The following is a 19,373-nucleotide window of genomic DNA, read 5'->3' on the forward strand; positions in this document are numbered from 1 at the left end:
GGACGCGCGCATGTTCAAATTCATCATCGAGCTGTCGGTCAAATTCCGATGGTTCATCGTCCTGGCCACGGCGCTCGTCGCGGCCTACGGGCTTCTCGAACTGACACGGCTGCCGATCGACGCCGTGCCGGACATCACCAATCGCCAGGTTCAGGTGACCACCGTCGCCCCCGCCCTGGCCCCCGAGCAGATCGAACGACAGGTCACCTATCCGATCGAGACCGCCATGGCCGGCATTCCGGGTCTGACCTCGACCCGGTCGCTGAGCCGCAACGGCTTTAGCCAGGTGACCGTCATCTTCACCGACCAGACGGACATCTATTTCGCCCGTCAGCAGGTCGCTGAGCGACTGGCGCAAGCCCGCGAGACCATGCCCGAGGGCGTCGAGCCCGCCTTGGCGCCCATCACCACGGGCCTGGGCGAGGTGCTGATGTGGACGGTCGACTACAAGCCGTTCAATAGCGCCAATCTCGCCAAGCCCGGCCAGACCGGCTGGCAGGCCGGGGGCGCCTATCTGACGCCCGAGGGCGACGTCCTGACCACCCCGCAACAGCGCGCCACCTATCTGCGCACCGTGCAGGACTGGATCATCGCTCCACAGATGCGCACGGCGCCCGGCCTGGCCGGCGTCGACACCGTCGGCGGCTATGTGAAGGAGTATGCGGTCCGTCCGGACACCGCCCGCCTGTCGGCCTACGGCCTCGGCATGGGCGACCTGATCCAGGCCCTTGATCGGGCTAACACCCAGGCCGGCGCCGGCTATGTGCAACGCGCCGGCGAAGCCTTGACGGTTCGCACCGACGCCCTGGCCTCGACGGTGGAGGATCTGGCCCAGGCTCCGGTCGTCAACCGGAATGGCCTGGTCGTCCGCGTCGCCGATGTCGCCACGGTGGAGATCGGTCAGGCGCCGCGTCTGGGCGGCGCGAGCCGCGACGGGCACGAAGCGGTTCTGGGCACCGCCCTGATGATCGCGGGCGGCAACAGCCGGACGGTGGCCCAGGCGGCCGGCGACCGGCTCGAGGAGGTGCAGAAGACCCTGCCGCCCGGCATTGAGGCGGTGACGGTTCTCGATCGAAGCGCCCTGGTCAATTCCACCATCGGCACGGTGGCGCGCAATCTGACCGAGGGCGCGCTCCTGGTCATCGTCGTGCTGTTCCTGCTGCTGGGCAACATCCGGGCGGCGAGCATCACGGCGCTGATGATCCCGATCAGCTTCCTGTTCGCGGTCATCGGCATGAATCGCTTCGGGATCAGCGGAAACCTGATGAGCCTAGGCGCGCTGGACTTCGGTCTGCTCGTCGACGGCGCGGTGGTCGTGGTCGAGAACACCCTGCTGATGCTCAGCCAGAAGCGGGCGGAGGCCGGGCGGATGCTGACCCGGCGTGAACGCCTCGGCGTCGCCGCCGCGGCCGCGCGGCAGATGGTCAAGCCGGCCGCCTTCGGTCAGCTGATCATCCTGCTCGTGTTCACGCCGCTGCTGATGCTGGAAGGAGTCGAGGGCAAGACCTTCATCCCGATGGGCGCGACGGTCATGCTGGCCCTGGTCGGCGCCTTCATCTTCTCCTTCACCTTCGTGCCCGCCATGACCGCGCTCCTGGTCCGCGACCCCAAGACGATCAAGGTCGACGAGCACGGCCACGCTCACGAGCACGAGACCTTCCTGCTGCGCCATGCGCGCCGTGGGATCGCGCCCGCCATCCGGATGGCCGTCGATCGCCCCAAGATCGTGCTGCTCTCGGCCCTCGGCGCCCTGGTCATCGGCGGCGTCACCTTTACCACCCTCGGCCGGGAGTTCATTCCGACCCTGGACGAGGGCGACATCGCCATGCAGGCGCTGCGCGTCCCGTCCGCGTCGCTCGAACAATCGCTGGCCATGCAGATGGCGATCGAGCGGTCGATCAAGGCCCAGCCGGAAGTGGAGACCATGTTCTCGCGGACCGGCACCGCCGAGGCGGCGGTGGACCCCATGCCGCCCAACATCTCCGACAGCGTCATCGTCCTCAAGGACCGCAGGGACTGGCCGAACCCGGGGCTGGAGAAGGAAGAACTGATCGAGCGCTTCGAGGAAGTCGCGTCGCGCCAGATCGGCAACAACTTCGAATTCAGCCAGCCGATCGAGCTCCGCTTCAACGAGCTGATCTCGGGGGTGCGGACCGATCTCGCCGTGATGGTCTATGGCGACGACTTCGCCACCATGCAGCGGGTCGCCGACCAGGTCGCCAACGCTCTGCGTCAGACCAACGGCGCCGCGGACGTGAGGGTGGAGCAGGCGTCCGGCCTGCCGACGCTGACGATCAGCGTGGATCGTTTCGCCGCGGCCAACTACGGCCTGTCGGCGGCGGACGTCTCCGAGGCGGTCTCGGCCGCCATCGGCGGCGCCGAGGCGGGCCGCATCTTCGAGGGCGATCGTCGGTTCGACGTGGTGGTCCGTCTTCCGGACGGTGCGCGGAACGATCCGGCGGCGCTGGCGGCCTTGCCGATCGTGTCCTCGACCGGCGTGACCGTGCCCCTGTCGTCGGTGGCGCGCATCCAGAGCGCAGAGGGGCCCAACCAGATCAGCCGCAACGACGGCAGCCGCCGCATGGTCGTCCAGGCCAATGTGCGGGGTCGCGATCTGGGCGGCTTCGTCACCGACGCCCAGAGGTCGGTGGACCAGGTCCAGCTCCCGCCGGGCGTCCGCCTGGACTGGGGCGGTCAGTTCGAGAACCTGAAGCGCGCCGAACAGCGTCTCGGTCTCGTCATCCCGATCGTCTTCGTCCTGATCGGCGTGTTGCTGTTCATGGCGCTCGGCTCCTTCGCCGAGGCGGGTCTAGTGTTCGCCTGCGTGCCTCTGGCTCTCGTCGGCGGGGCTCTGGCGCTCCTCTTGCGCGGCATGCCCTTCTCCGTCTCGGCGGCGGTCGGCTTCATCGCCGTTTCCGGCGTGGCCACGCTCAACGGCCTGGTCCTCATGCAGGCCATTCGAGAACGGCTGCAGGCGGGACTTCCGCCCCGGGAGGCGGCCATTGAAGGGGCGTCCAGCCGCCTGCGGGCGGTCCTGACGACCGCCATGGTGGCCATCGTCGGCTTTATCCCCATGGCCATCGCCCACGGCGCGGGGGCCGAAGTGCAGAAACCGCTGGCGACCGTCGTCATCGGCGGCCTGATCACCGCTACCGCCCTGACCCTGCTGGTCCTCCCGACCTTCGCGGCCAAGGCGGTGCGTCACCGCAAGGACGAAGGGATCGAGGACTGATGACCCGCACCCAGGATGACCGTCGGCAGCGCCGGACGCTGCTGACGGTTCTCGGCCTCAACGCCGGCCTGGCGGCGGCGCTCGGAATCGGCGGCGTGACCGCCGATTCCAGCGCCTTGCTGGCCAATGCGGTCGACAACGCGTCGGACGCCGCGGTCTATCTCATCAGTTTCCTGGCCATCGGTCGGGCCGGAACCTGGAAGCGCGGCGCCGCGCGGGCGTCCGGGGTCATGCTCCTGCTGTTCGCCGCCGGCGTCCTCGTCGACGGCGTCCGCCGCGTGATCACCGGGACTGAGCCGATCGGACCGACCATGATGGCGCTCGCCCTCGCCGCCGCCGTGGTCAATCTGATCTGCCTGCAACTCATCCGTCGCCAGCATAGCGGCGACGTCAACATGAAGGCGGCAGAGACCTTCAGCTTCAACGACTTCGCCTCCAACGGCGGCATCCTCGTCGCAGGCGGCCTGGTCCTCTGGCTCGACCAAGCCTGGCCCGACCTCGTCGTCGGCGTCCTTGTCGCCGCCATCGCGGTCAAGGGCGGCGTCGAGATTCTGAAGGACGCGAACACGGCCTCCGAACACGAACAGGAACGCGCCTCATGACCAGCCATGATCATTCCAGCGGTCACGCCCACGATCACACCGCCGGAGCCAACGCCCGGCAACTCGGTATCGCCCTTGCGCTGACCGGGACCTTCCTGATCGTCGAGGTCATCGGCGGCCTGGTGTTCAACAGCCTCGCCCTGCTGTCGGACGCGGCCCACATGTTCACCGATGCGGCGGCCCTCGCCATCGCCCTGCTGGCGATCAAGATCGGCCAGCGGCCAGCCGACGAGAAGCGGACTTTCGGCTACCGCCGCTTCGAAATCCTGGCCGCGGCGTTCAATGCCGTGCTGCTCTTCGTGGTCGCCGGCTACGTTCTGTACGAGGGGATCAAACGCATTGTCGATCCCGAGCCCGTCGGCTCGATCGGCATGCTGATCGTCGCCGCCGCCGGTCTGGTCATCAACCTGATCTCCATGCGCATCCTGTCGAGCGGGAAGGATCGCAGCCTTAACGTCAAGGGCGCCTATCTCGAGGTCTGGGCGGACATGCTCGGATCGCTCGGCGTCCTCGTGGCCGCCGTCGTCATCACCGTGACGGACTGGCGCTGGGTCGACCCGATCGTCGCGATCGCCATCGGCCTGTGGGTCCTGCCCCGGACCTGGATCCTGCTGCGCGACACAACCCACATCCTGCTGGAGGGCGCCCCGCGCGGCGTGGCCCTGTCGGATGTCCGCGCCGCCATTCTCGCCACCCCGGGCGTCGCCAGCCTGCACGATCTCCACGTCTGGGTCTCCGGCGCGGATCGGGCCAGTTGCACGGTCCACGTCGTCCTGGTCGAGGGCGTCGACGCCGACGCCGTCCGTCAGGCGGTCGCCGAGATGCTGGAAGAGCGCTTCGACCTGCACCACACGACCGTTCAGACCGAGCTCGAGCCCTGTGGCGACGCGAGAGGTCTGCACGCATGACCCCCGACGACGAACCCGCCCGGCCCGTCGCCATGACCGGCGCCGAGAGTCGGTCCGTCCAGCACTGGCGCGAGGTGTTCGCTCCGGTCCTCGCGCCGGTCCCGCTGATCCGCGCGTCTCTCGTGCCTCGAGTCTCAAGGAACCTGCCATGAAACGCTTCGGATGGATCTCGGTGATCGCGGTCTTCCTCGCGCTCGCCGCCTTCGCCTTCGGCATGCTGTCGCGTCGCGGCGCACCCGAACCCCCGGCCTTGCCGCCGGTCGAGGCGCGGGCGATGGACGCCCACGCCGGACATGACGAGGCGGCCTCGGACGCGCCTTCGACGCGGGCCTATCGCGAGGCCGCCGACCGCATGCACCAGGCGATGAACATCACCTACACCGGCGACGCGGACATCGACTTCCTGCGCGGCATGATCGCCCACCACGAGGGCGCGATCGCTATGGCCAAGATCGCCGCCGAGCAAGGGGAGGCGGAGGACGTCCGCGGCCTGGCCCAGGAGATCATCGACGCCCAGGAAGCCGAGATCGTGCGCATGCGCATCATGCTGGCGCGGCACGAGGATGCGCCGGCCGATCCCGAGCGGCCCTGACGCCGTGGCCGGCAAGCGCTTCACGGTCCGCAGCCGCAGCATCCGTTGGCGCGAGGGGCGCTACAAGGGGCGTCGGCGGTCGAGCCGGCGCCCACATCCGAAGTCACGGCCGGCGGTTGATGCGTTGATCGCGTTGGCGGCCAGTCTGATCGCAGCCTTCCTTGTCCTGTGCATGGCCTTCTCCCTGTCCGGCTCCTACGGGATACCGCTCTACGTCGGCTACGGCGGGCTGTTGGCCGTCGTGACGATCGGCTGTCTGGTCCTGGGCCCCCGGGATCGCGGCGGGCTGATTATCGCCGCCGGCCTGGCCTTGCTGTGCATCGTCGGGACGCTCTACCTCTACGGCGCCCGCCCGGACGTGCACTATCATCCCCATTCGAACGCGCGGCCCCAGGCCGCGGGGAGGGCGGAATGAGCGATCGGGCCTCGGCAGAGTCCGCAACACGCCGACCGGCGCGCATCGCGCGCGGCGGCTGGCTGGACGTGCTGCGGTTCGCCGCCGGCGCGCTGATCATCCTCTATCACTTCCGCGAGGCGGCCCCGCTGCCGCTCGGACAGATTCATCCGGTATTCGACCGGGGGTTCCTGCTGACGAATTTCTTCATCATCGACTCCGGCTATGTGCTGGCCCGGATCTACGGCGAGCGTCTGGCCTCGGGCGGCATGGACGTCGGGGCCTATGCCCGCCAGCGGCTGTTGCGCGTGTTTCCGGCCCATCTGGTCGTGATCGCCGGTCTGGCGGCACTGGTCGCGGCCGCCGCGCTGGCCGGCGTCCAGCCGAGCAATCCCCAATGGTTCGACTGGGCGCAGCTGCCCGCCCAGGCTCTGCTCGTACAGGCCTACGGCGTGCCCGGCGGCGTCGGCTGGAACGCACCGACCTGGACGTTATCGGCGCTGATCGGCTGCTATCTGCTCCTGCCGTGGATCTGCCGGGCGCTGTGGGCGCGTCCCTGGGCGACGACGCTGGCGGCGGTCGGCCTGCTTTTGGCCGCCGACTTCGCGAGCCGTTTCTGGCTCGGCGACCCCGTCTATCGTCTGCCGCTGCGCTTCGGGTTCCTGCGGGCCTTGCCGCTCTTCCTGCTCGGCGTGGCCGCTGCGGTGGTCGGCGCGCGCCTCTATGTCCGCCCGGCCGTGGCGGGCGCTTTGGGACTGGGGGCCTTCGCCGCGCTGACGCTGGTTCAGGCCGTGGGCCCGTTCGGCCTCGCCTCCCTGTTGCTGATGACGATCATCATCTGGGCGGCGGGCGCCTTGCCCGTGGTGCGCCCGTCTCGCCTGATCGAACATCTCGGCCTGATGTCGTTCGCGATGTTCCTCACCAATGAGGTGACCCGCATCGTCTGGTTCGGCCTGTTCGACGCTGTCGGTCAGGCGAATTGGTCCGTCGGGATGCGATGGGGCGTCTGGGCGGTCGGTCTGGCGGCGGCGTTCGTCGGCGCGGCGGTGTTTCGTTACGGGTTCGATCGCCCGGTGCAGGCTTGGCTGAATCCGCCGGGATCGACGACCCCAGCGCCTGGCGTGAGCCGCGAACGGCCGATCGCCTGATCACGCGCCGGCGGCGTCAGCCGCCGTTGTGCCGACCCCACACCCGGGTCGATCCGTCGGCGAGGATCAGAACGGTCTGATAGGGCTCGCGCCCGGCCGCCTCCATGCCCGGAGAACCGGCCGGCATGCCTGGGGCGCTCAACGCCCGGGCGGTGGGACGTTCGCGGAGCAGGCGGTCGATGTCTCCGGCCGGGACGTGGCCCTCCACGGCGTAGGCGCCGACGACGGCGGTATGGCAGGACGCCAGGCGGTCCGGAATGCCGTAGCGGGCGCGGATCGGGGCCAGATCCTCGCGTTCGACGACCTCGACCGTCCATCCGGCCTGGCGCATATGGGCGATCCAGCCGCCGCAGCAGCCGCACCAGGGGGTCTTGTAGGCGGTCATGCGCTTGTCCGGCGCGGCCTGAGCAAAGCCGGCTATGGCGAGGGCCGGAAGGGTGGCCAGCAGGGCGCGGCGTGAGGCGGATACGGCCGATGTCATGGAAACCTTCATTCAGCTGACGCACGGAGCCTAGGCCGATGACGGCGGGGCCGCGACGTCCGTGATGTCGCGGCCCCGGCGTTTCAGCCGATCTATTCCGGGCTGATGGCGGTGATCTCGGCGGCGCCGTCCTTCATCACCAGGTCGAACCTGACCCTGTCGCCGGTCTTGACCGTCGCCAGCAGCGCCGGGGGGGTCTTGAAGGCCATCGTCATGGCCGGCCAGCCGATGTTCGGGATCGGCCCGTGGTCCAAGGTCACGGTTCCGGCGGCCGCGTCGATGGCGGTCACGACGCCGGTTCCGTGGCCCGTCTTGTCCGCCGTCGCGGCGGGCGCCATCGGCGCCATGCCGGGTTCGGCGGCAGCGGGTTCAGCCGCTGGCGTGGCGGCCTTATCGGCGGGCTGGCCGCAGGCGGCGAGCAGGGCGGCTGAAGCCAGGGCGGTCAGGGTCAGGTAGCGCTTCATGGGGTGTCTCCTTGAGTTGAAGCGATGGAAGGGAAACGTCGACGTCTCAGGAGCAGGTAAGCCGCGGGGATCACCAGCATCGAGAGCAGGGGGGCGGTCAGCATGCCGCCGATCATGGGCGCGGCGATGCGGCTCATGACCTCCGAACCGGCGCCATGGCCGATCAGGATAGGGAAGAGGCCGGCGAGGATCACCGCCACGGTCATGGCCTTGGGGCGCACCCGTAGAAGCGCGCCTTCGCGTACGGCCTCGACGACCTGGTCCGGCGACGGCGCTGGGCCTCGGTCGGCCAGGGCGTGTTTGAGGTAGATCAGCATGACCACGCCGAACTCCGCCGAGACCCCGGCCAGGGCGATGAAGCCCACGCCGGTCGCGACGGATTGGTGATAGCCCATCAGGTAGAGGATCCAGACGCCGCCGGTCAGGGCGAACGGCAGGGTCGCCATGATCATGGCGGCCTCGTCCAGCCGGCGGAAGGTCAGGTAGAGCAGGCCGAAGATGATCAGCAGGGTGACCGGCACGACGAGCATCAATCGCGCCTCGGCCCGCTGCAGATATTCGAACTGGCCGGCGTAGGCGACGCTGACCCCGGGCGTGAGCCGCACATCCCGGGCGACCGCTGTCTTGAGATCGTCCACGACCGAGGCCAGGTCGCGGCCGCGCACGTCGATATAGACCCAGGTCGAAGGGCGGCCGTTTTCGGTCTTGAGCATCGGCGGGCCGTCGGCGATGCGGATGTCGGCGACCGTGCCGAGGGTGATCTGCTGGCCGCCGGGGGTCAGCACCGGCAGCGCCCGCAGGCCCTCCAGGCTGTCGCGCAGCTCGCGCGGATAACGGACGTTGATCGGATAGCGGGCCAGGCCCTCGACCGTCTGGCCGATGGTCTCGCCGCCGATGGCGCCGGCGACGATCGACTGTACGTCAGCGATGTTCAGGCCGTAGCGGGCGGCGGCGGCGCGGTCGATGTCGACATCGACGTAGCGGCCGCCGGTCAGCCGCTCGGCCAGGGCCGAGCTGACCCCGGGCACCCTCTTGGCCGCCTGTTCGACCTCGGCGGCGATGCGGTCGATCTCGGCCAGGTCCGCGCCCGAGACCTTGACCCCGATCGGGCTCTTGATCCCGGTCGCCAGCATGTCGATGCGATTGCGGATAGGGGGCACCCAGACATTGGCCAGGCCCGGGACCTGGACGGCCCGGTCGAGTTCCTCGACCAGCTTGTCCGGCGTCATGCCCGGCCGCCACTGGTCGCGCGGCTTGAACTGGATGGTGGTCTCGAACATCTCCAACGGCGCGGGATCGGTGGCGGTTTCAGCGCGGCCGGCCTTGCCGAACACCGTCTTCACTTCGGGCACCGTCAGGATCATGCGATCGGTCTGCTGCAGCAGTTCCGAGGCTTTCGCCGCCGACAGCCCCGGCAGGGCCGAGGGCATATACAGCAGGTCGCCCTCGTCCATATTGGGCAGGAATTCGCCACCCAGGCGGCTGAGCGGCCAGGCCGTGGTGGCCAGGACGAGCGCGGCCAGAACCAGCGTCAGCCGGGGCCGGCCCATCACCCAGTCCAGCGCAGGCCGATAGGCCCGCGTCAGTGCGCGATTCAACGGATTGTCGGCCTCGGCCGGGATGCGGCCTCGGATCAGATAGCCCATCAGCACAGGGACCAGGGTGATCGACAGGATCGCGGCGGCGGCCATGGCGTAGGATTTGGTGAAGGCCAGCGGCGCGAACAGCCGGCCCTCCTGGGCCTGCAGGCTGAACACAGGCACGAACGACAGGGTGATGATCACCAGGCTGAGGAACAGCGCCGGCCCGACCTCGGCCGCCGCGTCGGTGACGATCCGCCAGCGGGTCTCGCCGGCGAGGCGCTCGCCCGGATGCTCATGCTCCCAGCGCTCGATATGCTTGTGGGCGTTCTCGATCATCACCACCGCCGCATCGACCATTGCCCCGACGGCGATGGCGATGCCGCCCAGCGACATGATGTTGGCGTCCACGCCCTGGACGCGCATGACCAGCAAGGCCGCCAGGACCCCCAGGGGCAGGGTTATAACCGCGACAAGGGCCGAACGGACGTGCCAGAGGAACAGGGCGCAGACCAGGGCCACGACCAGGAACTCCTCCAGCAACTTGCCGCTCAGATTGGCGATGGCCCGGTCGATCAGCTGTGAGCGGTCATAGGTCGTGACCACCTCCACTCCGGGCGGCAGGCTCGCCTTCAAGGTCTGGAGCTTGGCGCGGACGCCTGCGATGGCGGCGCGGGCGTTCTCGCCGGAGCGCAGGATCACCACGCCGCCGGCGACTTCGCCCTGGCCGTTCAGTTCGGCGATGCCGCGTCGCATCTCCGGACCGATCTGGACCGTCGCCACATCGCCGAGCCGGATCGGTACGCCGCCTGCGGCGGCGCGGATGGGCACGGCCCGGAAATCGTCCAGGTCGGTCAGGTAGCCATTGGCCCGGACCATGTATTCGGCCTCGGCCAGTTCCAGCACCGAGCCGCCGGTCTCCTGATTGGCGCGCTGGATGGCCTCGACGACGGCTTGGTGGGTGACGCCGTAGCCGGCGAGCCGGGCCGGATCGAGGACCACCTGGTATTGCTTGACCATGCCGCCGACGCTGGCGACTTCAGCTACGCCCGGCACGGTCTTGAGCTCATAGCGCAAGAACCAGTCCTGCAGGGACCGCAGCTGCGACAGGTCGTGGCGGCCGGTCCGATCGACCAGGGCGTATTCGTAGATCCAGCCCACGCCGGTGGCGTCCGGCCCAAGCGCCGGTCGGGCGCTCTCGGGCAACCTGGACTGAGCCTGGTTGAGGTATTCCAGCACCCGTGAGCGGGCCCAGTAGAGGTCGGTCCCGTCGTCGAACAGCACATAGACGAAACTGTCGCCGAAGAAGGAATAGCCGCGCACCGTGCGCGCGCCCGGGACGGACATCATTGTCGTGGCCAACGGATAGGTGACCTGGTTCTCGACGATCTGGGGCGCCTGGCCCGGATAGCTCGTGCGGATGACGACCTGAACGTCGCTGAGGTCCGGCAGGGCGTCGACCGGGGTGCTGCGCGCGGCCCACAGACCGGCGGCGAGTAGGGCCAGCGCCGCAAGCAGGACGAAGACGCGGGCCTTGACCGAGGCGCGGATGACGGCGGCGATCACGGTCTGGCCTCGACGGGGGTGAGACGCAGGATCGTCGCCTTGCCGGCCTTCAGCTCGAAGTCGAGGCGGACCCGGTCGCCGACGGCCAGGCCGCGCGTACGGGCGGCGTCGGGAAGGTCGAAGGCCATGGTCATGGCCGGCCAGTTCAAGCTGGCGATCGGCGGATGCGAAATGGTGATTGACCCGGGCGTCAAGGCTTCGACCCGTCCCGTCGTCTGGTGGACTGTCGGAGCGGCCGCCGCCGTCGCGGCGCCGGGCGATCCGATCGGCCGCGCCTCGACCCCTGAGAGGCTGGCTTCGGAATCGATCAGGAACTGGCCGGAGGCCACCACCCGCTCCCCTTCGGCGAGGCCGGCGAGGACTTCGCTCTGGCCGGCGGCCTCGCGGCCGATACGGACCTCGGCCGGGCGGAACCGCCCGCCCGGCTCGGCCAGCATGACCAGCGTACGGGTTCCGGTGCGGATCACCGCTTCGGAAGGGACGACCAGGGCGTCAGTTCCGCCACCGCCGAGGGCGATCTGGCCGAACATCCCCGGCCGCAGCCGGCCGCCACGGTTGGCGAGTTCGACGCGCCCGGTGACCGTGCGACTCTCGCCGGCCACCTCGGGCAGCAGAGCCGTGAGACGACCGGTGAACCGCTCGCCCGGGAAGGCGGCGAGCGTGACGTCCACCATCTGACCGGTGCGCAGGCGGCCGGCTAGGGCTTCAGGAACGGCGGCGTTGAGCCAGACCGTCGACAGGCCGTTGATCTCAGCCAGGGTCGCGCCCGCCGGGACGCTCATGCCAGACCGGACGCCCAAGGTGCGGATCACGCCGCCGATGGGACTGGTGACGGTGATGACGGTGCGCGGCCGGCCGCTCCGCTCGACCGAAGTGATCAGGCTCTCGGGCATGCCCAGCAGCACCAGGCGCTGGCGCGCCGCCTCGATCAGGCGATCGTCGCCGCTGCGCCGCACCGCCAGATACTCGGTCTGGGCCCCGCCCCAGTCCGGGACGAGCAGATCGGCCAGCGGCGCCCCGGCGACGATGATGTCGCCGGGCGCGCGATTGTAGGTCCGCTGCACGAATCCGGCGGCTCGGACCTGGACGACGGCGATGTCGCGCTGGTTGAAATCGACCACGGCGGTGGCGGTCAGATCGTCCGCCAGCCGACCTTGTCGCGCCGTGGCGAAGCGGACGCCCAAGGCCTGAATTCGGGACGGGTCGATGCGGACGCCCGGCGCCGCGCCGGCCTCGTCGGCGTAGCGAGGAACCAGCTGCATATCCATGAAGGGCGATTTGCCAGGTGCGTCGAAATGCTGGTCCGGGACCATGGGATCGTACCAGTAGAGCACGGCGCGGCCGTCGCCCGAGGCGGCGGTCGGCGCCTTGGCGGCCGGCAGCCATCGGCCGGCCAGCAGGCCGCCGCCCAGGCCGACGGCGAGCAACAGGACGGCCGCCGCCGCCAGCCGGGCGCGGGGGGACATGAGGCGGGTCATTGATCGGCGCTCCCATAGATGAGCGTGAGCCGCACGGCGTCGCGGGCCACGGCGGCCTCGCGGTCCAACGCCTCCAGGCGGGCGTCGGCGACGGCGGTGAAGGCTTCCAGCACCTCGCCGATCCCGGCGCGGCCCGCGCCGTAGCTGGCGGTCTCCAGGTCCGCGCGCCGCAGGGCGTCAGGCAGGACCACGTCCCGCGCCCTCAGCCATTGGTCGTGATGCATGACATGGTCTGCGAGGTCGCTCTCGAGCTGAGCCCGCAGCGTCCGCAGCGCGGCCTCGCGCTCGACACGGACCCGGGCGGCGTCGGCGGACCGGGCCGCGATCACCGGAGCCTGTCGCTGGTCGGCGAACAGAGGCAACCTGACACGCGCGCCGACCGAGACCATGTCGCCGAACATCGGGTCGCGTCGGCCGTACTCGACCTCGAACGCCCAGTCGGGCCTTTGCCCGGCCTGGGCCATGGCGACATCGGCGTCGGCGCGCGTGCCCGCCGCGGCGTAGGCCTGCAGCATCGGCAGGCGGTCCAGGGCGGCCCGCAGGGTCGCAGGATCGACCTCGACGTGAGGCGGCGTCCCGGCGGTCGTGGGCGCGGGATCGTCAGTCCAGCGGGTCACCTCAGCGCGCGCCCGGGCCTCGTCGGCCCGCAGGCCCGCGAGTCGATCTTCCAGGGCGGCCCTGAGGCGGACGGGCGCCAGCCCCGTCGCCGGCCGGTCGGCGCCCGAGGCGACGCCGGCGGGGGCGGCCTCCCACAGCGGCTCCAGGGTCGCCAGGACCTCTTCGACCGCGCGGCGCTTGCGGTCGGCGTAGTGCAGGTCGATCCAGGCCAGCCCCGCCGCGAGGCGGACGTCGCGCCGGGCGATGCCCGCCCGGGCCTCGGCCACGCCGATGTCGGCGTCGGCGACCGCGCGTTCGGCGCGCCGCCGCTCGCCGCTCGGCACGCTCTGCATCAGGCCGATGCGGGCCATGGTCATCTCGTCGTCGCCGAAGCGGCCGGCCATCGGACCCGACACCGGAAAATTGTCGACGCCGAAGGTCAACTCCGGGTCCGGCAGTCGTCCGGCCGCGTCGGCGCCGGAGCGGGCGGCTGCGACCTCCAGGTCGCTGGCTCTCAGATCCGGCGCCGACTCGGCCCGGGTCAGGGCCTGGTCGAACGTAAGGGGGTCGGCGAGGGCGGGCCCGGACGCGTGGAGCAGGGCGATCAGGCTCGCCGCGAGGCCGGCGCGGCGCGGCGCGACGCCTGGCGCGGTCGGCCAAATGGGGTTCGACATGGGTCAAGGTCCGAAAGTTGACGAGGCTCGAGCGAGCGCGACGGACGGCGGCGCGACGCCAGACGGCGTCGGCAGTCGTTCAGGGCGTGGCTTCAGGCCTGGGGCTTTGGAGGACCTTGCAGCGGCCGCGGACCGACTCCGTCGCGGTCGGTGTCGGCCGGACGCAGGACGGCCAGACGATGTGGGGGAAACGGGGCGGCCAGCGCCGCCGGGCCGGGGAAGGGAACGGCCAGGCCGGCGCAGCCGACCTTGGCGAGGCAGGCGGAGCTCATGTCCCGGCACGGCGCCTTGGACTTGGAGGACGGGTCAGAAACCGGCGCGGCCGTTTCGGGGCAGTCCGGACAGCAGTCCGACATGTCCATCGTGGTCGCCGTCGCCGGCGTCATCGGGGGCGAAGGGGTCGCATGCGCCGTCGTCTGACCGACGAAGCCGGTCAGGGCCAAGGCGACGAGAAGGGAGCGGATCAGGGCCCACATGCGAACCCGACTAGGCTCCTCACGCCATGCCGAGTCAAGATCGACGGGTCTGGAGCAAGGCCCTCGCCGGCTCCGATGAGCCGAGTTCGGCGATGACCGGGCAGTGGATTCGCCGGCCCGCCTCGCAGGCGTCGACCGCTTGCTGGAGCACACCCCGCAATCTTTGAAGGTCGGCGATCCTGGCGTCGATGCCGGCGACATGCTCGCTCGCAAGGTCCCTGATCTGGGCGCAGGCTTGCAGGCCCGGTTCGCTAAGCGCGATCAGCTTGCGAATGGCGTCGACGCCGAATCCCAGCTCCCGCGAGCGGCGAATGAACCGCAGCCTCTCGAGATGTTCGGGGTCATAGCTGCGGTGGCCGCCGCGGGTGCGGCCCGGCTTCGGCATCAGGCCGATGCCTTCGTAGTAGCGCACCGTTTCGAGGTTCACGCCGGCGCCCGCCGCCAACTTTCCGATCGTCAAGACACTCGCCGACATTTCCGCTTGATCCCGTAGCCGCTACGGGTTGCATCCTAGCGATCGATCGAGCGAGGGAAAGCCATGGACGCGCCAGAAAACAAAAACGGAAACGTTCCGGAGATGGCGGTCAGCGTGTCAGCCGCCGCCGGCGCCGCCGCGTCCCTGTTCGCTTGGGCCGCCTGTTGCGTCCTGCCGCTCGCGCTCTCGCTCGCAGGGGTCACGTTCGCGGGAGCGGCGGTGATCGCCGGGATGCGCGGCTGGCTGACGCTCGTCGCGATCGCGGCCTTGCTCGCAGGATGGGCGCTTCACTGGCGGCGGCGCCAGCGATGTCGCCGCGATGCGTCGTGCCGGCGGCCGTCGCGTGTGGCGTTCTGGCTGCTCGTGGCGGCCACGGTGCTGGTCACGCTGTCTCTGGCCTGGCAACCCATCATCGAGCCGTGGGCGCTGCCCCGCCTGGCGGTGGCCCGATGACGGCCGCGGTGGAGTTGCAGTCCACGCTGGTGTGCCCGCACTGCGGCCACTCTGCGACCGAGACCATGCCCACGAACGCCTGCCTGTATTTCTATGACTGCCTGGGCTGCGGTCGAACGCTCAAGCCCAAGGCCGGTGACTGTTGCGTCTTCTGCTCCTACGCCGACGTGCCCTGTCCGCCGATCCAGGTGGATGGAAAGGGTTGCTGCGCTTAGTCTGGCGCGATGAGCGATCACGCAACCCCCAACCTCCCGTCCCGCGACTTCGAAGCGACCTCGCGCTTCTACATCGCCCTTGGCTTCGTCCAGGGTTGGCGCGACGACGGCTGGATGATCCTGACGCGTGGCGAACTGACGCTGGAGTTCTTCCCCCATCCCGACCTCGACCCGTCGACCAACGACTTCAGCTGCTGCCTGCGACTGGACGATCTCGACACTTTCTATGAGATCTGCAAGTCGACGGGACTCGCCGAAACCTGCTGGGGCCAGCCGCGCCTGCATGCGCCGAGGGTCGAGGACTGGGGCGGCTGGGTGGGCGCCCTGATCGATCCCGACGGAACGCTGCTTCGACTGATACAAAACTGAGGCCGCCGGAGATCCCGGCGCGACAATCGGCCGGGCGCAAAGTGTCCGCGCCACGCCCTTGCGACGCTTCAGGTCTGGAGGCGCGCGACCGCGCCGGCGACGCCGCCGCCAAGAGCTAAGGGCGACGCCCTCGCGCAGGCCAGGGTAAAGCGGCTTCGCCGCCGGCCCGGCCGGTCTCCCCGACCTTCCGCGCAGGCGAAGGGCGTCATGCCAATCATCACGGTCAGGCTTGTGCAGGTCGGGCGATCCCCCTCCGGCCGGTCCGCCCTGGCCCTTGCTACCCCGGTCTCGCCGACGGGCAGGGTTTCAGGCGCGCGGTTCGCGTGCCTGCAACCCTTGCCCAAAGGAGGCAGAGACATGACTGCTCAATCCACCCAAACCGCCCCGACCGAAGCGACCGCGCCGCAGCATGGCGCGGAGGTGATCGTGCCGCTGAACCAGCTCAAGGCCTCGCCGAAGAATGCGAGGAAGACCCCGCACAGCCCGGCGACCATCGAGGCCTTCGCGGCCTCCATCAAGGCCAAGGGAGTGTTGCAGCCGCCTGTGGTCGAGGTCGAGCGGGACGGGGAGGGCGTTCCGACCGGGAACTACCTCGTGACCATCGGCGAGGGCCGCCGTCAGGGGCTGCGGCTGTTGGCCAAGCGCAAGGCGATCAAGCGGACCCATCCGGTGCGCTGCATCGTGGACGCCGAGAACGACGCCCACGAGATCAGTCTCGACGAGAACATGACGCGCGAGGCCATGCATCCCGCCGACCAGTTCGAGGCCTTCCAGCGGCTCGCCGAAGAGAGGGGTTACGGCGCCGAGGAGATCGGCGCCCGGTTCGGGGTGTCGGCCCATGTCGTGCGTCAGCGGCTGCGGCTGGGCGCGGCGGCGCCTGAATTGATGGCGGCCTATCGGGCCGGGGCGCTGGCCTTGGACCAGCTGATGGCCTTCTGCGTCAGCGAGGATCAGAACCGGCAGCGGCAGGTGTTCGAGCAGTTGGGCGAGTATCGTCCCGTCCACGCCATTCGCCGGGCCATGACCGAGGCCAAGGTGGCGGTGGGCGACCGGCGCGTCCGCTTCGTCGGCGTCGAGGCCTATGAGGCGGCGGGCGGGGGAATCCTCCGGGATTTGTTCACTGAGGATGGTGGGGGCTGGCTGGAGGACGTGGTCCTGCTCGACCGGCTCGTCGGCGAGAAGCTGACCGGTTTGGCTGACGAAGCGCGCGGGCGGGAGGGCTGGAAGTGGGCCGAAGCGGCTCTGGAGTATCCCGACCTGTCCGCGTTCGGTCGCGTCTATCCGGTCGCGGTCGAACGGTCGGAGGCTGACGCCGCCGAGATCGCGGCCCTGTCCGAGGAGTACGACGGCATCGTTTCGGAGGCCGGTGACGACGGCCTGTCCCCCGAGGCCGACGCGCGGCTGGAGGAGATCGACAAGGCCTTGCAGGCCTTCGGTCCCGACTTCGCCTACGCCCCCGAGGCCAGGGCGCGCGCCGGGGTCATGGTGATGCTCGGCCACGACGGCCTCGCCCGCTTCGAACGCGGTCTGGTCCGGGCCGAGGACGTGCCCGCCGATCCGCCGTCGCCGTGGTCGGAGGAAGAGGCGGCGGACGACGGTGCGGACGGTGGGGCGCAGGCAGGCGCGGACGCGCCCCACGAGGGCGGAGCGGCGTTGTCGGACCGGCTGCTGATCGACCTGACGGCCCACAGGACCATGGGGCTGCGTGACGCGGTGCAGGCCGATGTCAACGCGGCGCTCGCGACCGTGGTCCACGCCCTCGTCCTGCAGGTCTTCTATCCGGGCTACGGCGTCTGGACGCCCCTGCAGCTTCGGCTGACGACCACGGGGCTGGAGCGGCTGGCGCCGGGGGTGGACGACGGTCCCGCCGGTCGGCGGGTCCGCGACCGGTGCGAGGCGTGGGGCGCGCGTCTGCCCGAGCGCCCCCAAGACCTCTGGGGTGTCGTGGCCGCGCTGGCCCCGTCGGACCAGTTGGACCTGATGGCCTGTTGCGCCGGGGTCGGTCTCTACGCCGTGCGCGATCCGCACGACCGCAGGCCCGGCGCCTTGGCGCAGGCCGAGACGCTGGCCACGGCGGTCGGACTGGACATGACCGGCACATGGTCGGCGACGGCGGCCAGCTACTTCACCCGTGTCGCCAAACCCAAGGTGCTGGAGGCGGTGACGGAGGCGGCAGGCGCCCAAGAGGCCGGGCGGATCGCCGGGTTCAAGAAGGCGGACATGGCCGAGGCCGCCGAGCGGCTGGTCGAGGGCAAGGGGTGGTTGCCCGCGCCGCTGCGGACGGTGTCGGACGCGGCGGAGCCGGAAGAGCCGGGCGCCGAAGCGCCAAGTGATGACGACGCCTATTCGTTCGCCGCAGAATAGAACCGTCCGGGACGAAAACTCGCCGCGCGCCCTTTGGGGGCGCGCGGCTTTTTCGTTTGGCGAAATCAGGCATGACATCAAGGCTAAGGTCGACAGAAAGGCCGTTTCAGCCTTGCCGTGTGCGGCCGTATCGCGGAGACTCCGGCCATGAAGACGAGCCTTGATCATCTGCCGCCGCGCAAGCAGGCCGAACTCCGCCAGGTGGTCGAGACTGTGCGCGCGGCTTTCGAGGAGGCGACCGCCACCCGGCGCGCTGATCGGCTCAAGCACGGCAAGATCCTCAAGATCATTCTCTATGGCAGCTATGCGCGCGGCGACTGGGTGCACGACCCGGTCGGACGGTATTTTTCGGACTTCGATCTACTGATCGTCGTCGATCATGAAGACCTCACCGACCGCGAATTCTGGCACGAGGCCGAGAACCGGACGATGCCCATCGGTCCGGACATTCGCACCCCCGTCAGCTTGATCGTCCATTCGCTCGACGACGTGAACGACCAGCTGGACCGTGGGCGGTACTTCTTCGCCGACATCGTGCGCGAAGGCGTGGTGGTCTACGATACCCCGGCGGGCAAGCTGCACAAGCCGGCCGATTTGAGAGCGCGTCTCGCGCTGGAGGAAGCGCAGCGACACTACGAGAAGTGGATGGCGAGCTCGGCAGAGTTTCAGGCTGGTGCTCGCTTCTATATCCAACGTGAAAGCGCCAACCTGGCCGCCTTCTCCTTGCATCAAGCGTCAGAGCATCTCTACCACTGCGTCTTGCTCGTCACGACGCTGTACAGCGGCAAGGCTCATAACCTCGCCTTCCTCCGGAAAAAGGCCGAGGGCATCGACACCCGGCTCGCCGACGCGTGGCCCCGTGAAACCAAGTTCGAACGCCGCTGCTTCGAGCTTCTCCGTGAGGCCTATGTGAAGGCGCGCTACTCCGAGCACTTCAAGATCACTGCCGAGGAGCTCGCATGGTTGGCCGAGCGGGTCGATGTGCTTCGCGGCCTGACGGCGACCATTTGCACCGAACGGCTGGAAGATCTCCGTAGGCAAGCTGAAGCCGAAGGCTAACGAGTCGCCGACACGACTGCTGCTGACTCAAAGGCGAACTTGGGAAGCTCTGCTTTCGGGCGGCCTCTAGTGGATGCGGGCCCGCGACGCCCCGGGCGCGATTGCGATCAGATATAATATCGGAACGGCAACGGCGCGGTGATGTCGGTCGGGCCTGCCGTAAGTATTTTGACGTGCCCCTGAGAATTTCCTCCACGCGGAGCTAGAGTCCGGCCCTTGAAAGGACGGACGGAATGAAACGAGCGA

18 protein-coding genes are annotated in these 19,373 nt (G+C 69.5%); 11 read left to right on the forward strand and 7 right to left on the reverse strand.

Annotated features, from left to right (window positions below):
• The first annotated feature begins 10 nt into the window (after positions 1-10).
• From EGK63_RS14085 to EGK63_RS14110, 6 genes are all read left to right on the forward strand, one after another.
• Positions 11-3,232 carry an efflux RND transporter permease subunit gene (locus EGK63_RS14085; RefSeq protein ID WP_054765259.1) on the forward strand — a complete coding sequence of 1,074 codons (3,222 nt, stop codon included), beginning with the start codon at positions 11-13 and terminating at the stop codon, positions 3,230-3,232.
• Complete coding sequence (locus tag EGK63_RS14090; RefSeq protein WP_054765260.1) at positions 3,232-3,834, forward strand: cation transporter; 603 nt, start codon at positions 3,232-3,234, stop codon at positions 3,832-3,834. The genes EGK63_RS14085 and EGK63_RS14090 overlap by 1 nt, the downstream gene beginning before the upstream one ends.
• The gene (locus tag EGK63_RS14095; protein ID WP_054765261.1) at positions 3,831-4,742 is read left to right on the forward strand and encodes a cation diffusion facilitator family transporter; all 912 of its coding nucleotides are present in this window, start codon (positions 3,831-3,833) and stop codon (positions 4,740-4,742) included. Before EGK63_RS14090 ends, EGK63_RS14095 begins: the two co-directional genes overlap by 4 nt.
• Positions 4,743-4,890: 148 nt before the next feature.
• Positions 4,891-5,334: a DUF305 domain-containing protein gene (locus tag EGK63_RS14100; RefSeq protein ID WP_054765262.1), complete on the forward strand. Its 444-nt coding sequence runs from the start codon at positions 4,891-4,893 to the stop codon at positions 5,332-5,334.
• A 133-nt stretch (positions 5,335-5,467) separates the two neighbouring features.
• Positions 5,468-5,749, forward strand: a complete 282-nt coding sequence (locus EGK63_RS14105) for a hypothetical protein (RefSeq protein ID WP_165906619.1) — start codon at positions 5,468-5,470, stop codon at positions 5,747-5,749.
• Positions 5,746-6,876, forward strand: coding sequence for an acyltransferase (locus EGK63_RS14110; protein ID WP_054765264.1), 1,131 nt, complete (start codon positions 5,746-5,748; stop codon positions 6,874-6,876). Before EGK63_RS14105 ends, EGK63_RS14110 begins: the two co-directional genes overlap by 4 nt.
• Before the next feature lie 16 nt (positions 6,877-6,892).
• On the opposite strand, the gene EGK63_RS14115 is transcribed toward EGK63_RS14110, so the two are convergent.
• The 7 genes from EGK63_RS14115 to EGK63_RS14145 form a co-directional block, all read right to left on the reverse strand.
• The gene (locus EGK63_RS14115) at positions 6,893-7,357 is read right to left on the reverse strand and encodes a DUF411 domain-containing protein (protein ID WP_054766878.1); all 465 of its coding nucleotides are present in this window, start codon (positions 7,355-7,357) and stop codon (positions 6,893-6,895) included.
• A gap of 92 nt (positions 7,358-7,449) precedes the next feature.
• A complete protein-coding gene (locus EGK63_RS14120) occupies positions 7,450-7,821 on the reverse strand; it encodes a copper-binding protein (RefSeq protein ID WP_054765265.1) in 372 nt (123 codons plus the stop codon).
• The gene (locus EGK63_RS14125; RefSeq protein ID WP_054765266.1) at positions 7,818-10,967 is read right to left on the reverse strand and encodes an efflux RND transporter permease subunit; all 3,150 of its coding nucleotides are present in this window, start codon (positions 10,965-10,967) and stop codon (positions 7,818-7,820) included. Before EGK63_RS14125 ends, EGK63_RS14120 begins: the two co-directional genes overlap by 4 nt.
• Complete coding sequence (locus EGK63_RS14130; RefSeq protein WP_054766879.1) at positions 10,964-12,433, reverse strand: efflux RND transporter periplasmic adaptor subunit; 1,470 nt, start codon at positions 12,431-12,433, stop codon at positions 10,964-10,966. Before EGK63_RS14130 ends, EGK63_RS14125 begins: the two co-directional genes overlap by 4 nt.
• 8 nt (positions 12,434-12,441) lie before the next feature.
• Complete coding sequence (locus EGK63_RS14135) at positions 12,442-13,716, reverse strand: TolC family protein (RefSeq protein ID WP_082382643.1); 1,275 nt, start codon at positions 13,714-13,716, stop codon at positions 12,442-12,444.
• A 92-nt stretch (positions 13,717-13,808) separates the two neighbouring features.
• The gene (locus EGK63_RS14140) at positions 13,809-14,192 is read right to left on the reverse strand and encodes a hypothetical protein (RefSeq protein WP_054765267.1); all 384 of its coding nucleotides are present in this window, start codon (positions 14,190-14,192) and stop codon (positions 13,809-13,811) included.
• Between the two features lie 34 nt (positions 14,193-14,226).
• Positions 14,227-14,652 carry a helix-turn-helix domain-containing protein gene (locus tag EGK63_RS14145; protein ID WP_224761354.1) on the reverse strand — a complete coding sequence of 142 codons (426 nt, stop codon included), beginning with the start codon at positions 14,650-14,652 and terminating at the stop codon, positions 14,227-14,229.
• Between the two features lie 78 nt (positions 14,653-14,730).
• On the opposite strand from EGK63_RS14145, the gene EGK63_RS14150 reads away from it, so the two are divergent.
• The 5 genes from EGK63_RS14150 (at position 14,731) to EGK63_RS14170 (ending at position 19,127) form a co-directional block, all read left to right on the forward strand.
• The gene (locus tag EGK63_RS14150; protein ID WP_054765269.1) at positions 14,731-15,120 is read left to right on the forward strand and encodes a hypothetical protein; all 390 of its coding nucleotides are present in this window, start codon (positions 14,731-14,733) and stop codon (positions 15,118-15,120) included.
• The gene (locus tag EGK63_RS14155) at positions 15,117-15,335 is read left to right on the forward strand and encodes a GDCCVxC domain-containing (seleno)protein (protein WP_082382644.1); all 219 of its coding nucleotides are present in this window, start codon (positions 15,117-15,119) and stop codon (positions 15,333-15,335) included. Before EGK63_RS14150 ends, EGK63_RS14155 begins: the two co-directional genes overlap by 4 nt.
• A 9-nt stretch (positions 15,336-15,344) precedes the next feature.
• On the forward strand, positions 15,345-15,704 hold the full coding sequence (locus tag EGK63_RS14160) for a bleomycin resistance protein (RefSeq protein WP_054765270.1): 360 nt from the start codon (positions 15,345-15,347) through the stop codon (positions 15,702-15,704).
• Positions 15,705-16,061: 357 nt separating this feature from the next.
• Positions 16,062-18,068 carry a ParB/RepB/Spo0J family partition protein gene (locus EGK63_RS14165; RefSeq protein ID WP_054765271.1) on the forward strand — a complete coding sequence of 669 codons (2,007 nt, stop codon included), beginning with the start codon at positions 16,062-16,064 and terminating at the stop codon, positions 18,066-18,068.
• A 147-nt stretch (positions 18,069-18,215) separates the two neighbouring features.
• Entirely contained in the window at positions 18,216-19,127 is a 912-nt protein-coding gene (locus EGK63_RS14170) for a HEPN domain-containing protein (protein WP_054765272.1), read from the forward strand.
• Positions 19,128-19,373: the final 246 nt, after the last annotated feature.

Source organism: Brevundimonas sp. 357, assembly GCF_003938605.1.
In the GTDB taxonomy this organism is placed as follows: domain Bacteria; phylum Pseudomonadota; class Alphaproteobacteria; order Caulobacterales; family Caulobacteraceae; genus Brevundimonas.